This window comes from Paenibacillus humicola, assembly GCF_028826105.1.
GTDB classification, from domain to species: Bacteria; Bacillota; Bacilli; order Paenibacillales; family Paenibacillaceae; genus Paenibacillus_Z; species Paenibacillus_Z humicola.
Genome location: NZ_JAQGPL010000001.1, coordinates 3696679 through 3711439 on the forward strand (window position 1 = coordinate 3696679; position 14761 = coordinate 3711439).

Here is a 14761-nt window from a genome sequence, read left to right on the forward strand (position 1 = left end):
TGGATAATGTTGCACATCCGGGACGAAAACAAAAAAACCGTACCATCCGGAGCGGAAGCCCTTGCGGGAGCCTCGGATGGTACGGTTTTAACGTTAGCGACGATTGCAGCTAGGAGCTTAATGCTCCGTCCAGCTGTCCAGATACGACCGCTGTTCTTCCGTCAGCGCATCGATGCCGATGCCGAGCGATGCGAGCTTATAACGCGCCACCTGCTCGTCAAGCTCATACGGCACGTTGACCACTTTGCTGCCGATTGCAGCGTAATGATCGTTGACGTATTTTAGCGAAAGCGCCTGCAGCGCGAACGTCATATCCATGATTTCGGCGGGATGTCCGTCGCCGGCCGCCAAATTGACGAGCCGTCCTTCTGCCAGCAAATAAATGCTGCGCCCGTCCTTCAACCGGTATTCCTCGATGTTTCGGCGAACGATACGTTTGCTTGCGGACAACGCTTCAAGCTCCGGCTTGTTCACTTCGACATCGAAATGACCGGCGTTCGACAAAATCGCGCCGTTCTTCATCACTTCGTAATGCACGCCGCGAATGACGTCGCGATTTCCCGTCACGGTGACGAAAATATCGCCGATTTTTGCCGCTTCCAGCATCGGCAGCACCGTAAAGCCGTCCATATAAGCCTCGACCGCTTTAATCGCGTCGACCTCGGTAACGACGACGTTTGCGCCGAGCCCTTTAGCCCGCATCGCCACGCCTTTGCCGCACCAGCCGTAGCCGACGACCACAACCGTCTTGCCTGCCGCGACAAGATTGGTCGTCCGGTTGATGCCGTCCCATACCGACTGGCCGGTGCCGTAACGATTGTCGAACAAATATTTGCAGTACGCGTCGTTGACCGCTACCATCGGAAACTTGAGCGAGCCGTCCTTCTCCATCGCTTTCAGACGAAGAATACCGGTCGTCGTCTCCTCCGCGCCGCCGCGCACCTGACTCATGAGATCCGGCCGCTCGGCATGCAGGATGGAGACGAGGTCGCCGCCGTCGTCGATGACGAGGTCCGGCTTCGTTTCGAGCGTCTTCACGAGCAGCGCCTTGTATTCCTGCGGCTCCGGATTATATTTGGCGAAAACGGTTATGCCGTCCTCCACAAGCGCCGCGCAGACATCGTCCTGCGTCGACAGCGGATTGCTGCCCGTAATCGTCACTTCGGCGCCGCCGGCCTGCACGACTTTGGCCAGATAGGCTGTCTTCGCCTCCAAATGGAGCGATATCGCCACCTTGAGCCCTTTGAACGGCTGCTCCTTCTCGAACTGCTCGCGAATCCGGTTCAGTACCGGCATATGCGCCGCGACCCAGTCGATTTTCAAACGTCCGTCCGGCGCCAGCGCCAAATCGGCTACGATACTCGTTTCTTTTGCATTTGCGGCCATCGCCTCAAGTCACAGCCCTTCTATTCTATAGGTATACGATCCGGTGGCTGCCGCACGGCTCGAAAGGCGCTTCCAGCAGCCGGCCGATCCATGCGCTGCCGTACCTGTTCCAGTATACGCCGGCGTTGACGACCCGTTCCTGCGGCTTCCCGTCCGGCCAAAGGGCGAGCGCGATGCCGTCCAGCTGGCGGATGATCGCTTCGTATCGTTTCGCATGCGCATCCTTCGTCCGGGCCTGCAAATAGCCGATCTGCTCGACGATTTTGAGCTTGTTCTTCTCGCCCAGCTCGGCCATCCCGCCCTGGACGGCGGCCGCAAGACCGATGACCGGTTCGTACAGCTCCGCGAAACGGCGCTTTGCTTCTTCGAACGAACCGTCGATGTCCAGCTCATCCTGTTCCTTCAGCCACTGCTCCTTCCGCTCCTCGAAACGAAGCGCGACGTCCTCCAGCGACAGGCCAAACTTCTTCATAAACTTGGCGGAAGTCCCGTCGATCAGCGTAAACGACATGCGCGGCACGATAATCGGCATCTGCATGCCCATGGTGCGGAACGCTTCCGCCGTCAGTGTCCAATAGGCGATTTCCCCTGAGCCGAGCACGGTGCCCAGCACGGGCAGGACATAGTCCTGCATGAGCGGGCGGGTCAGCACGTTGTTGCTAAACATCTCCGGCGTCTCGTCCGCCGCCGCGAGCAGCTCCTCGCGCGATAGCTCCAGCGTGCCGCGGCGGTTGACGAACCGGCCATCCCGCTTGAAGAGCAGCGTCCGTTCCGCTCCCGCTTCCCCCGAGGCATCCGCTGCCGGCTCCTCGCGGAACAGGAACAGGTTCGCCCCGCCTTCCGCGACGTCCGCCTGCAGGCCGTAGCCATAGCTTTGAACCGTTGCGGCGCTATGTAAATACGCCCGCTCCAGCTCGTCGTTCCGTTCGATCATCCGCCGGAACATCGGTCCTTCCAGACGGCGCAGCGCCGGGTCGTCGGCATCCAGCAGCACCAGCCCCTGATCGCCGAACAGCCATCCCATCATAAAGGCGAACCATTCGGTCAGCGACGACGACCGCTGCGCGAATTCCTTCAGCTTGCCGATCAGCTCCGGCTTGAACTCGGTATCCTGCAGCGCATCGGTCAGCTTGGCGACGGCCGCTTCGAGCGCCTCGCGCGCAAGCCGCGTCCGGCTCACCGAGCTCCGCATGGCGGAGGGCCGATCCAGTGCGATTTTCACAAGGTCGGACTGCTGCGAAACGATGAAGGCGTGGTTCGCTTCATCCCAGTCGTGGTCCTCGCCGGCGATCCAGAAAACCGGCACAACGGGCCGTCCCGTCGCATCGGAAGCATGACGGGCGGCGGACAGGATCGTCACGGCCTTATGAATGACAAGCAGCGGACCGGTCCACAGCCCCGCCTGTTGGCCGCCGACAATGACAGGCGCGCCGGCGGCAATCGCTTCTATGCTCTTCACAGCGGCATCCGAACCGTTGAAGCGTTTGTTGAATGTCCGGAGTGCCGCGGCCAGCAAATCCGGCGCAACCCGGTCGTTCCGGTGCGCCTCGAGCCATTCCAATCTTTGCGTCCAGTGGGACGCTTCCGCGGGATGGTACCCGAACAGCGCTTCGATCCGCGCATCGGTCCGGTTTACGAAAGCGTCAGCAAGCGGCTGCGATACGGGCAGCCGAACCGGCTCCAATTCCATTTGCAGTTTCAAACTTCTCCCCATCGCTTTCCCCATAAAGTGAAGACCGGAAAAATCCGGTCATGATTGCAGTTTGAATTTATTGTACACAACCGTGACCCAAGCGTCAAAAAATAAAATCGCCTCCCGTCGGGAAGGCGCTTCAAGTCCGAAAACCGGACAATTATCCGAAAGCCGTGCATTACAGGGTAAAAATGCTTTTCCCGATGCCGATAAACATCAGCAGCACGTAAAAGACGCTCATCAGAAAAAAACCGAGCCGCCATACCGCGCGGAAAATCCGCTTCAGGTCGACGATCCCTTTGCTTCGGTACTGCAGGTTGCCGAGCAGGCCGCCCCCGATCAGCAGGATGAGCAGAATCCCGTACAGGCCGAAGGAACTGTGGAAGATAAAATTGAAGAGCACCGCCACGCAGCCGATCAGCAGGGCGGTCGTAATATCCATCGCCGTTCGAAACGCTTTCTTCCGGTCGCCCGTATAGGCGCCGTACCCGAAATAGATGAGCAAAAAAGGAGCGGCCGGCACAACCGCGAGAAACGCGTAGACATGACTCAGTAGGTCCCATATCCATCCCATTTTGACGGCCGCTCCTTCCGTTCCCGCGACTTATGTCATCAGCGCTTTTACGATTGCCGTCATCGCATCGTTCAGCGGCGAAGGCAGCCGGTATTTTCTCGCAAGCCGCGAGACGCCGCCGTTAATCCAGTCGATCTCCGTCCCCCGTCCCGCTCTTACGTCCCGGAGCATCGACGATTCGTTCTCCGCCGTTTGCCGGCAAACCGCAAACAGCCTGTCCCAGGAGCTTGCGTCGCGCTCCATCCCGGCGGACTCCAGAATACGTTCCGTTTCCGCGTGCAGCGATTTCATCAGCGAGAGCCGGACAGGTTCCTCCGGCAGCCTGCCGTTCGTGACTCCGAACAGGGCGGTGAGCGGGTTAATAACGGCGTTGACGAGCAATTTCCGGTAGATCTGGTTACCCATCTCATTCGACAGAAAGGCCGCGATTCCTGCCGCTTCGAGCTTTTGCAGCAACATTTTTTGCGCTTCGCCGTCTTCCGTCCGGCCGCCGGGCCACAGCCCGAACGTCAGGCTTCCGTGCCCGGTATGCCGGACCGCGCAGTCGCCGGTTTTCAGCGCGCCTTCCGTCGAAACGGCGGCATGCAGCAGGCTGTCCGGCAATGCCTCGCGGAGAACGTCCAGGTGGCCGATTCCGTTCTGCAGCGCGATCACGGGGGAGCCCTTCGCCGCCAGCCTACCCAGCGCTTCGAGCAGCGGCTCGTTAATGTGCGGCTGCTTCACGGCCAGCCAGATCCAGTCCCGTTCCGACGCCGGAACGGCGCGGCCGCCGTCCCTGAGGGCATCGATTGGCTGCGCGACGATGCGCAGGTCGGTCCGCCCATTTTCGTCCGTCAGGGACACGCCCTGCTCCAGGATCGCCTCGGCCTGCTGCCGGGTTCTCGTCAGCAGCGTCACCGGGACGCCGTCCCTGGCCAGACGGGCGGCATACAAAAGCCCAAGCGCGCCTGCGCCTACGATAAACATTCGCACGACTTCTTTCCTCCCTGCCCGGCAGGCGAAATATTTTCCTTCCCTTATCCTATCATCGTACCACGGACCGCCGCCTGATAAAATGCCGCCGCCGCTTTCCATGCAAACGCAAAAAATCCCGCTCCCCATACGGGAAGCGGGATTTTCCGCCCGCGCTCTGCCGTTATTCGATGCGCTCGAGGTTGCCGTTCGCATCCATTTTGAAGCGAGGCTTCGCCTCGTCCTCTTCGTTTAATACCGTCAGCCGTCTTGCCCGGTCCATAATCTGGATCAGCGTCTTGTAGTCGTCGTTGACGGCCCGATAGTCCGTCTGCACGTTGTCGACCTCGCTCATCAGCTTCTCGTTATGTTCGCGGAGCGAATACAGCTCTTCTTCTTTGTCGCGAAGCTCGCGCTCAAGCGCTTTGATCTGGCGATGAAGCTCCTGATACGTGCCTTTCCATTGTCGCAAAAAGCGGATAACCGTATCGATGGAAAGCGATTCTTCCGTAACCGCGTCGTTCTTGTACGCCCGTTCCTCCCCCTCGGCCGTCCCGACGGACGACACGTGCGGCGCGGCGTACGATTGTTTTTTCATATAGTTGCGTTTTTGGCGCTGCTGTTTCGCAATTTGGATCGCTTCCTCGTACTGTTTGCGGACGCAGCTGTTCCAGCGGAACCCGCAGGCTGCGGAAGTCCGGCCGATTCGTTCGCCAACCTCTTCGAACGCCGCGAGCTGCGTGCTTCCTTCGCGTATATGCCGCAGCGTCACCTCGGCGAGGATGAGATCGTCATCCGGGCTCCACGCATCTTGTCTCACTGCTGTCATGCAACCAACAACCTCCTAACGTTAGGCGCTTACTTTATCTCTATGCCCTTGGTAGAGTTCATAGAATCTATCGGATACTAAATTGTATATCCAATTTTTTGGAGGCTCATACATGTTTTGATTACGAATGAAGCAAACTTATAAGAGCCCCGGGCGTCAAGGCAAAAAGTTTGTCATTTCGTCACGGAGGTAGGTTTACAGCCGTTTCCTGAACCGTTATAATGGGCAATAGAAATCGGGCTCAGTCTGGCGAGAGGGGGATGATATCATGGCACGCATGTTTCGGGTGCTCGGCTTCTGGTGCTTGGCAATCGCGCTGATGGCCTTTGCGGGCGATTTGACAGAGATGGCGCTGTTGTTCTTTATCCAGGCCGCCGCGTTCGTCCTGTTAGGATATTTGAACTTTTCCGAACGGTCGTACATCCTGATGTTCTGGGGGTATATGGTCGTCGCGTTTCTCGGGTTCACATACTGGTCGGTATTTGTAATGGGCAATCCGTTCTGATCCCGGCTACATAACGAACGCCGACAAAAAAGGCTGCTCCAGGTCCGTACAAGCTGACCGGAGCAGCCTTTTTTCGCGTTGCCGGCCGCGACCGGCGGTTATCGTTTGATCAGGGTCATCACCTTGAACGTCTCGCTCATCCCGTCGCTCAGCAGCAGCTGACGAATCGACCGGTTGCGCCGGGCCGCTTCGCCGAACGGATCGCGTCCGTCGTGTTCCGAAAGCCCGTTCAGGACGCCTTGTTCAATCAGGAAGCGCTTCTGCGTGCCGTAATAGCCGACCTGCCAGCCGGCCGCCTCCGCCGCCCTCCGGCAGGCGGTAAAATTGACGTGCGCCGTGATGTCCTGTTCGCCGGGAAACCGCAGCGGGTCGTCGGCCGCGAGATGGTTCCGGTAGCAGAGCAGCGTGCCGCGCATCCGGTGCGGCGCCGCAAGCTCCGCCGCTTCGTGGCCGTAATCGACGAGCACCAATACGCCTTGCCGGATCGTCTCCGCCATCCGGGCGATCCACGCCTCGGCGTCCAGATGGACCTCCGCGATCTGATCCTCCGCCAAGCGGATTCCGTCGCTTTGCAGCGCCTTCGAGATCCGGGGATCGGACAAGGGCATACGGACATAGCGAAACGGCCGGTCGTCCGCTTCGGCGCCGGCTTCCGCGGTTTCGTTAACGGCGACGCCGAGCTCCCACAGCCGCCCGTTTTTTCGTACGACGCGGTGAACGGGAAACGCATCGAGCAGCTCGTTCGCGAGGACGACGACCGGCTTCCCTCTCCAATCCGCCTCCGCCGCTTCGGCTTCGCTCAGGAAGCGGAGCGACCCGGGCTTTTCCTTCAAAGCCGCGGAACGGATCGTCCGCTCCGCCTCCTCCAAATGCACGGGATTGCCGTCGACAACCGTATAGGTCATCGACGAAAGCCCCGGATATCCCGCATTCGCCCACGTACTCAGCATGTGCAGGGACAGCCGGCCCGTGCCCGCTCCCCACTCCGCCGCATCGGTCTCGCCGCCGAACTCGCCCGCCAGACGGAGGAAATACCGCGCCAGCATCTCCCCCATCACGGTGCCGACAGCGGAGCTCGTATAAAAGTCCCCGTTCCGGCCGATTCGTACCCGGCCTGTGCGGTAATAGCCGAAGTCGCGGTCGTAGAGGCAGCTTTCCATGTAATCCCGAAACGTAATGCAGGGCTCGTCCGCACCGCCGTCCGTCCCCGGATCCGGCCGCCCCGCCGCTCCGGAGCGGCGGATCGCGGCCGCTATTTTCGCCGTCAACGCGTCGTTCAAGTCAAGTCGCCTCCGTATCGGGGGCCGATTTGCCGCCCGAAAGAAATATTAAAAGGAATGTCCGCATATAGTAGGGCATGCAAACGGACAAGTCATGTTTCGAAAAAGGGGGGCGAAGCCGCTTGAGCGACAAGCTTCGCCGGCGCATCGGCCTCTTCGTCTGCCTGGCGCTGGCGTTCTGGACCGCGGTCTGTCCCGCTTACGCCGAAGCGCCGCAGGCTCCGGACGACGGGCAGATCAAATCCATCCTCGAAAAAAGTTTGAGCATCGTCGAAATCGACAAGGAAATCGCCCGGGTCGCGGACGAGCAGGCCAAGCTCGGCGCCAAGCTCGAGTCGGCCCGCACCGCCCTTGCCGGACAGGAGAAGCGGGTCAGCCAGAAGCGCGAAGACGCGGGCCGCGTCTTACGGGCCTATTATACAGGAGACCGCGACGTTCTGCTGACGGCGTTATTTTCCGCTGACAGTTTGTCCCATTGGATGGCCGTACTGGACTATTTCGATACGATTTTTTCCGCTGACCGGCAGACGCTGAACGGATATTTAACCGAATACCGCAAGCTGAAATCGGCCGTCGCGGACCTGAATCGGCAGTCGGCGGAGCTGGCGGGCGTGCAGACCCAGCTGCAGACGCAGCGCCAGCGGGTGCTTGAGCTCCAGCGGGACGTGGACAGCAGCGTCGACAGCCGTCCCGATGCGGACCGGCTGAAGCAGATGATCCGGGAGATGACCGATTACTGGCAGAACGTCGGAATCGGCAAAGTCCGCATCTATTTCCAGGCGCTCGACGACGCGATGAGCCAGCTGCCGCAGTGGATTCAGGATAACCGCGACATGCTTCGAATCGACGGCTTCACCTATACGCTGACGATTCCGGACGACAAGCTGAATGCGTTTCTGCGCAACCAAAACAAGCTGTTCGATAACTTTTCCTTCGCCTTCGTTCAAGACGCCGTCGTCGTCAGCGGCAGGGACGGCAATTTGTCCGTCAAGCTGACCGGACATTATACGATCGATCCGAAAGGCACGATCGTCTTTCATGTCGACGAGCTGCTGTTCAACGGGCTCGCGCTCCCCGATACGACGAGGCAATCGCTGGAGCAGGAATTCGACCTCAACTTTTATCCGCAAAGCATTATCTCGTTCCTGCGGACGAAGTCGGTGCAGGTCGAGGACGGGAAGCTGATCGTCCAGCTGTCCGTCAGTTTGTAGCGGCTCCGCCGTCCCCTTCTTCGTTCCATATGCGGATGAGACGTTCCGTCTCGGACGGAGTCGGCGTCCTGCCGGCCAGCGGCGCGAGCAGAGCCGACCATTTGCGGTAACGCTCCGGCCAATGCGGGTCGGCCGAGATCCGGAAAGGCTTCGGCAGCGCTTGCGGCTTTTCCGGCAGGCCGACCGCCCCGGCCCTGCCGCCGGCCCGCGAAAACGCCGATTTGCGCGCGGGCAGCGTTCCCAGCGTATTGTACCCCGCCAGCTCTTGCGCCGACGACGCCATGGCGCCAATCCACCTGCCCGCAGCGGCGGGGGCCTGCGACTGGGCCGAAATGACCAGGCTGCGGCCGCCGGGCCATACGGACGGCCGCGGTTTATCCCCTGTAATGAGCGTGCCCTGCGCTTTGCCGGCAAGCGCGGTATAATCCGACCAAGGCATAACGGCAGACAGCAGCCGGCCGGAACGGAACAGCTCCAGCAGCTCGGCCGCATGGGCATGCGGGTCCAGACTTGCGACCAGGCGGCTTTGGGAAGCGGCGAACCGCAGCTGCTGCTTCCCGGCGGTGCCGAGGAGGCCGGGCCAGACGGTTTGTCCGGCGTTCGGGTCGAAGGAGCCGAGCCAGGCGGCGGCTTCCGCGGGGTCGGACAGGTCCACGTTCACCGCGGCCAAATCGGGCCGCTGCGAAGCAAGCTTCTTCGCCGCGGCCGTAAATGCATTCCAATCGGCGGGCGGCCCGTTCAGTCCCGCCTCTTTCAGCAGCGCGTTACTCCACACCGTGACAACCGGATTATAGTCGAACGGTACGCCCCACAGCGAACCGTTCCATTTGACCGGTTCTGTGAGCGCTTCCATTTGGTCGGATAAGTCGATGCCGGCCAGCAAATCGTCGACGGGCAGCAAATAGCCGTTCACCGCGAAATCCGCGACCTGCGGGCTTGCGAGAAGCATGACATCGAACGGATCGCCGATCTGCGACGCCTTCTTCCACTCCGAGACCGCATCGTTTGCGGGAACATTGACGAGCTGGATTCGAATATCCGGGTGTTCGGTCTCGAATCTGCGGTCGGCTTCCTGCCAGTAACGAAGCTCCGCCTTGTCTACGGCCATCCCGATCCGAATCGTCACCGCAGCCGTTTTCGCCGGGTTTGATGCCGGCGGCTGGCCGCCGGATGGAGGCAGGCGGTCGGGAGCGTCATTCGGCCCGGAATCCAGCATGGGAACGAGCAGCACGGCGCAAAGCGCAAAAACGCCAAACAGCAGCAGCGTATATTTCCTCCGCGACACCTTTTCCTTCCTTTCCCTCTAAAGTCCTACCTGTTATTGTAGCAAGAAACCGCTTCGCTGTCGCCTCGCAATTCGGATGCCGGTCCGGTCCGGCGGTCGCGCATATTTGCCTTGAATCGCCGCTTCGGGCATAATGGCAGTAGCCGTACTGCGGCCAGACCTTCAAAGCTCCGGCCGAACATGGAGGTGTTCTCGCGATGGAAAAATTAATCGGCATCGAGCTGCAGCTTCCGGAAGGCAAGCTGCCTGGATTTTACGCCCAAATCGTCAAAGGAATCGCCGATGCGGCGCCGCTCGTGGACCGCGACAAAACGCTGCTTTTCCTGGCCGGCGAAGGGGATGCCGACGCGGTGGAGCAGTTCGTCTCCCGCTATCGGGTCGGCACCGAGCGCAGCGAATGGGCCCCGCTTGACGAATCGTGGTCGGCCGACGAACGGCTATTCACCGACTTCGGCGTCGTCACGCGCTCGGGCCGCCATTATATCGATCTGCAGCTTGCCGCCGTCGTTGCCATCGTTCCCGCCGGGGACGATGCGGAGCCGGATCAGGCGTCGCTGCAGGCGGAGGAATTCGCTTTCGCCCGCAAACAGGAAGAAGGCCGCCGGCTGTTCGCCGTCGGCCGTCATCATGCCGAGCTGCTCGAAGGCGTCGCCCGCGCTTACGGCTGCCAAGCCAAGCAGCTCCTTTGAGGATCAGCGGCATCTGCGGTTATCCCGCCGCGTCTCTACAGCAGTTCGGCCGCCAGCTGGGCGAGCTTCGACCGCTCGCCCTTCTCGAGGGTGATGTGGCCGCTGATGCTCTCCGCCTTGAACCGCTCCACAATATGCGTCAGCCCGTTGCTGATCGCATCGAGATACGGATGGTCGATCTGCTCCGGGTCGCCCATCAGCACGATTTTGCTCCCCTCGCCGACGCGCGACACGATCGTCTTCACTTCGTGACGGGTCAGGTTTTGCGCTTCGTCGATAATAATGAACTGCCCCGGAATCGACCGTCCCCGGATATAGGTCAGCGCTTCGACTTGAATGCTCCCGAGCCCCATTAAAATTTTATCGATATCGCCGGATTTTTTCGTATCGAACAGGTATTCCAAATTATCGTAAATCGGCTGCATCCACGGACGCAGCTTCTCATCCTTCTCCCCCGGGAGATAGCCGATATCCTTGCCCATCGGGACGACGGGGCGGGCGATCAGCAGCTTCTTGTACTTATGCTCATCCTCCACCTTCATCAGCCCCGCCGCCAGCGCCAGCAGCGTCTTGCCGGTTCCGGCCCTGCCGGTCAGCGTCACGAGCGGAATGTCGTCATTCAGCAGCAGCTCGAGCGCCATCCGCTGCTGGGCATTGCGCGCCGTGATCCCCCACACCGGATCGTTGCTTATATAAAGCGGCTCCAGCCGCACTCCATCCGGGCTCACCTTGAGCAGCGCCGATTTGGACGTGCCCATCTCATCCCGGAGGATCACGAATTCGTTCGGGTGGAGCTTCGATTTCAGCTGCAGGCTGTTGATCGTCAAAAATCGGTACGTATAAAATTCATCGATAATCGACGGATGCACGAGCAGCGTCAGGTAGCCGGCGTACACCTCCGACGGCGTCACGACCTGGTCGGACAAATAATCCTCCGCCTGCAGCCCAAGCACGTCCGCTTTGATCCGGACAAGCACATCTTTACTGACGATGACGACCGGCCGCGGCTGCTCCTTCTCCTGCTCCTCCAAAAAATAATTCAAGGCGACCGCCAAAATGCGGTTGTCGTTTGTCATTTCGCCGAACATTTCCTGTACCCGCACAAAGCTCCGATGATTAAGCTCCACTCGCAGAAGCCCGCCGCTGCTCAGCTGGATGCCTTCATGCAGCCGCCCGGTTTCCCGCATATGATCGAGCAGCCGGGAGACGGAACGCGCGTTGCGCCCGAGCTCGTCGGCCAGCCTTTTCTTCGAATCAATTTCTTCCAACACCACCGCCGGGACTATGATCTCGTTATCGTCGAAGGCGAAGATCGCTTGCGGGTCATGGAGCAGCACATTGGTGTCCAGCACGAATATTTTTTTCATCGTGAGCCCTCCTGGCGTTGGAAATATCGGTTTTGGTGTCGTACATAGGCTGCTGCACGCTTGGTGAAGCTATACCTGTACAGACTAGGAAAGGTCAGGTGAGGTTCATGTACAAATGGTTCCTATCCGCTCTCTTTCTCAGCTTGCTGACGGCCGGCTGCGGTACCGTCGCCCGCAATGAAACATCACCCTCTCCTCAAAATAATGCCGGCGTTCACGTGCAGCAGAGCGTACCCCGGGAAATGGACGTCGCCGGTCCGGAACAGGTGACGGTCCATCTCGAACGGCTCGCCGCAAGCATTCCCGGCGTACAAGGGGCGCACTGCGTCGTACTCGGCAATACGGCGGTCGTCGGCATCGACGTGGACGGCAAGCTGGACCGCTCCCGGGTCGGCACCCTTAAATATGCGGTGGCCGAAGCATTCCGCAAAGATCCTTACGGCGTAAACGCGGTCGTAACGGCGGACATGGATTTGACGCAGCGGCTGCAGGAAATCGGCGCCGATATCCGGCGCGGACGGCCGATCGCCGGGTTCGCCGAGGAGATGGCGGACATCGTCGGGCGGATCGTCCCGCAGCTGCCCCGCAACACGGAACAGCGGGAAGCGGAGCCTCAAACCCGCAGCGGCACGAAAATCGATAAGCAATTGTAAAGCCGGCGGTCCGTTAAAAAACACAAAAAGCCTAGTGAGCCATTCACTAGGCTTTCTTCATGGCGGCAAACACTTGACCGTCAAGTTTGTCCGCAGCTCGTTTGTCGTACGTTTTCTCGCATTCCGGCAGGTGGGACAAGCGCGCGCCGTAGTACATCGCATCGCGGATATGGCCAATCGCAATGTCGAAGCAGACAAGCTTGAACGGCACGTCCTCCAGCGCATCCGTAACGAGTCTCGCTTGGCCGTACACCGTCTGGACGATGCCGGGAGCGAATACCGTGACGCTTACGTCCGCTTTAGCCGACATATTCCCGGCGAGCCGCGAACGGCCGTCTAACGCGAACCGGAGCGTCTTATCGTTCGCCGGATAAATCCATGAGATGGCGCTTGACGTTGGCGAACCCGTTTCCGAATCGACGGTATGCAGAAGCACGAACGGTTCCTTGCGCAGCTGATTCATGACCTCTTCGGATAGTGCAGTGACAAGTTCGGTCATCCGCAGAACCCTCCTTTATGCAGCGGTTGAAAGGTGCTCCGTTGGAAAACATTATACCATAGTACGAGGCTGACTTGCTACCCGTCAATCCGCCAGTTGTTGCCGCAGCGCGGCCTTCGCCTGCTCCAGCTTATCGGCGTCCAGATAGACGTAAGGACTGCGCCAGGTGCCCTCCAGCGGAATGAACGTGATGTCGCTTCGGCTGATGCCGAAGTACGTCGTAATCATTTTCTGGACCTCGCCGGACGGAATGTCCATCTTCATGTTGTTGCCCACCGCTTTGATAACGCCGGGAATTTTCGTCACCCCGGAGAGCGACTTCAGCTTGTCGGCGATTTCGCCGAGCACCTCGCTTTGCCGCCGGTTGCGGTCGAAATCGCTGGACATGTTTTTCCCGTCGTTCGATTTGCGGTAACGGACAAACCCGAGCGCTTCTTCGCCGTCCAGATGTTGAAATCCCTTCTTGAGATGAATGCTCGTGCCGTCCGGCTGTCCGGCATGATCGTTGTAATTCATATCCATATCGACGTTTACATCGACGCCGTGAAGCGCGTCGACGACGTCGGCGAAGCCCTGAAAATTGATCGTTGCCGTGTAATCGATCGGAATGCCGAAAAATTCGCCGAACATTTTGCGCAGACCCTGCTTCGCCGTCCGGTCGGCTTCGGCTTTATCTGAAGTCTTATCCTCGGCTTCCCGCAGGAAATTGGCGTAGTAGGCGTTCGCTTTACGGCTGTTATACCCGCTGAGCTCAATTTTCGAATCTCTCGGGATCGAGATGACCGTCGCTTTCTTCGTCTTCGGGTTAAAGGCGGCGATCATCATGACATCCGTATTGAGGCTGCCCGTTTCTTTGCGCGTGTCGAGGCCGAGCAGCATAATGGAGACCGGCTTGACGGCGACGGACTTCGCTTTCGGAATGACGGTTGCCGGATTCGCATCGGTCGTGATCGTATCGATCGCATTTTTGGAAAGCTTATAGAAATAGCCCAAAGTGCCCGCAATACCGGCCAGCACGACCAGCAGCAGGAGCATGACAAAACGCATCCAGCGCATCTTTTTTCTGCGTTTCGGCTGTTTCGGTCCTTTCGGACCGTTCGAAGATCGTGAAGCGGATCTGGGGGGCAGTGAAGATTTGCTTGCCATCGCTTCCACCTTCTATTCATTGTATTTCGGGTTTGCGTTAATATCGGCGAGCAGCCGCTCGCCAGCCTCCTTCGGAAACTTATGTAGGTTCGTGCGCCCTTCCCGATCGCAGCGCACGTTCAGCGTCTCCCCGCCTGCGCTCTCGATGCTGACGGCGGTTACGCCATGGTCCTCCTGCAAAATCTGCAAAAAGAAATCTCTCGTATCGGCCGCCGCCCGGTCGTCCGGGCGGGCATCCGCAACGATCTGAATCTGCAGCCAATTGAACAAAGCGTCATCAAATCTCATCTGCCAATGCCCTCCTCGGCCGCCTTTCGGATAATATCCCCATTCCAGCCAAAATCATCCTACGCTTTTCGGCCATCCTCGGCATCGGCACTGCCGTTTTTCCCTTTCCACCGGTCGTACAGCTGTCTCCCGCGAAGCAGCAGCATCATCGCAACGGCAACCGACATACACTGGATGATCGGCAGCTCGTCGATTTGCAGCACCAGCAGGACGAACGCGCCGACAGCCATGATGAGATGCACGAGAATTTCCTTCAGCACCGGCAGCCGCTGTACTCGGAACACGGCATTGAATATATAAATCGTGAAGCACAAAATCAGGATGTACGAAATGACCGGATGGTTGTGAAACCAGCTCTGCACGGGGGCAGTCCTCCTCAGCGTTTTCAATCGAAAACGCGGCTTC

The 14761-nt window shown here is 59.4% G+C and carries 16 protein-coding genes; 4 read left to right on the top strand and 12 right to left on the bottom strand.

Annotated features, from left to right (window positions below; all coding sequences use genetic code 11):
- Window positions 1-117 precede the first annotated feature (117 nt).
- The 5 genes from PD282_RS17165 to PD282_RS17185 form a co-directional block, all read right to left on the bottom strand.
- Window positions 118-1386, bottom strand: a complete 1269-nt coding sequence (locus PD282_RS17165; protein ID WP_274651866.1) for an adenosylhomocysteinase — start codon at window positions 1384-1386, stop codon at window positions 118-120.
- A 25-nt stretch (window positions 1387-1411) separates the two neighbouring features.
- Complete coding sequence (gene bshC / locus PD282_RS17170; protein ID WP_274651867.1) at window positions 1412-3100, bottom strand: bacillithiol biosynthesis cysteine-adding enzyme BshC; 1689 nt, start codon at window positions 3098-3100, stop codon at window positions 1412-1414.
- A 157-nt stretch (window positions 3101-3257) separates the two neighbouring features.
- The gene (locus tag PD282_RS17175) at window positions 3258-3653 is read right to left on the bottom strand and encodes a DUF3397 domain-containing protein (protein WP_274651868.1); all 396 of its coding nucleotides are present in this window, start codon (window positions 3651-3653) and stop codon (window positions 3258-3260) included.
- Window positions 3654-3683: 30 nt separating this feature from the next.
- The gene (locus PD282_RS17180) at window positions 3684-4619 is read right to left on the bottom strand and encodes a ketopantoate reductase family protein (RefSeq protein ID WP_274655290.1); all 936 of its coding nucleotides are present in this window, start codon (window positions 4617-4619) and stop codon (window positions 3684-3686) included.
- Window positions 4620-4788: 169 nt separating this feature from the next.
- A complete protein-coding gene (locus PD282_RS17185) occupies window positions 4789-5433 on the bottom strand; it encodes an RsfA family transcriptional regulator (RefSeq protein WP_274651869.1) in 645 nt (214 codons plus the stop codon).
- A gap of 268 nt (window positions 5434-5701) precedes the next feature.
- On the opposite strand from PD282_RS17185, the gene PD282_RS17190 reads away from it, so the two are divergent.
- Window positions 5702-5938: a DUF2626 domain-containing protein gene (locus PD282_RS17190; RefSeq protein ID WP_274651870.1), complete on the top strand. Its 237-nt coding sequence runs from the start codon at window positions 5702-5704 to the stop codon at window positions 5936-5938.
- Between the two features lie 98 nt (window positions 5939-6036).
- Here PD282_RS17190 and PD282_RS17195 read toward each other — a convergent pair whose 3' ends face one another.
- Window positions 6037-7218, bottom strand: a complete 1182-nt coding sequence (locus PD282_RS17195; RefSeq protein WP_274651871.1) for a class I SAM-dependent methyltransferase — start codon at window positions 7216-7218, stop codon at window positions 6037-6039.
- A 122-nt stretch (window positions 7219-7340) separates the two neighbouring features.
- On the opposite strand from PD282_RS17195, the gene PD282_RS17200 reads away from it, so the two are divergent.
- Window positions 7341-8429, top strand: a complete 1089-nt coding sequence (locus tag PD282_RS17200) for a coiled-coil domain-containing protein (protein ID WP_274651872.1) — start codon at window positions 7341-7343, stop codon at window positions 8427-8429.
- Here PD282_RS17200 and PD282_RS17205 read toward each other — a convergent pair.
- Window positions 8419-9714 (bottom strand): ABC transporter substrate-binding protein, encoded by a 1296-nt coding sequence (locus tag PD282_RS17205; protein WP_274651873.1) that lies wholly within the window; start codon window positions 9712-9714, stop codon window positions 8419-8421. The genes PD282_RS17200 and PD282_RS17205 overlap by 11 nt on opposite strands.
- Window positions 9715-9911: 197 nt before the next feature.
- Between PD282_RS17205 and PD282_RS17210 the strand changes: the two genes are divergently transcribed.
- The gene (locus PD282_RS17210; RefSeq protein ID WP_274651874.1) at window positions 9912-10403 is read left to right on the top strand and encodes a hypothetical protein; all 492 of its coding nucleotides are present in this window, start codon (window positions 9912-9914) and stop codon (window positions 10401-10403) included.
- A 35-nt stretch (window positions 10404-10438) separates the two neighbouring features.
- Here PD282_RS17210 and PD282_RS17215 read toward each other — a convergent pair whose 3' ends face one another.
- Window positions 10439-11770 (bottom strand): PhoH family protein, encoded by a 1332-nt coding sequence (locus tag PD282_RS17215; protein WP_274651875.1) that lies wholly within the window; start codon window positions 11768-11770, stop codon window positions 10439-10441.
- 107 nt (window positions 11771-11877) lie between these two features.
- Here PD282_RS17215 and PD282_RS17220 point away from each other — a divergent pair, with 107 nt between their 5' ends.
- Window positions 11878-12423 (top strand): YhcN/YlaJ family sporulation lipoprotein, encoded by a 546-nt coding sequence (locus PD282_RS17220; RefSeq protein WP_274651876.1) that lies wholly within the window; start codon window positions 11878-11880, stop codon window positions 12421-12423.
- Window positions 12424-12469: 46 nt separating this feature from the next.
- Here the strand turns inward: PD282_RS17220 and PD282_RS17225 are convergent, their stop codons facing one another.
- The 4 genes from PD282_RS17225 to PD282_RS17240 form a co-directional block, all read right to left on the bottom strand.
- Entirely contained in the window at window positions 12470-12922 is a 453-nt protein-coding gene (locus tag PD282_RS17225; RefSeq protein ID WP_274651877.1) for a pyridoxamine 5'-phosphate oxidase family protein, read from the bottom strand.
- Between the two features lie 84 nt (window positions 12923-13006).
- A complete protein-coding gene (locus PD282_RS17230) occupies window positions 13007-13957 on the bottom strand; it encodes an LCP family protein (protein WP_274651878.1) in 951 nt (316 codons plus the stop codon).
- Window positions 13958-14080: 123 nt separating this feature from the next.
- Complete coding sequence (locus tag PD282_RS17235) at window positions 14081-14356, bottom strand: hypothetical protein (RefSeq protein ID WP_274651879.1); 276 nt, start codon at window positions 14354-14356, stop codon at window positions 14081-14083.
- A gap of 59 nt (window positions 14357-14415) precedes the next feature.
- A complete protein-coding gene (locus PD282_RS17240; protein WP_274651880.1) occupies window positions 14416-14718 on the bottom strand; it encodes a YlaH-like family protein in 303 nt (100 codons plus the stop codon).
- Window positions 14719-14761: the final 43 nt, after the last annotated feature.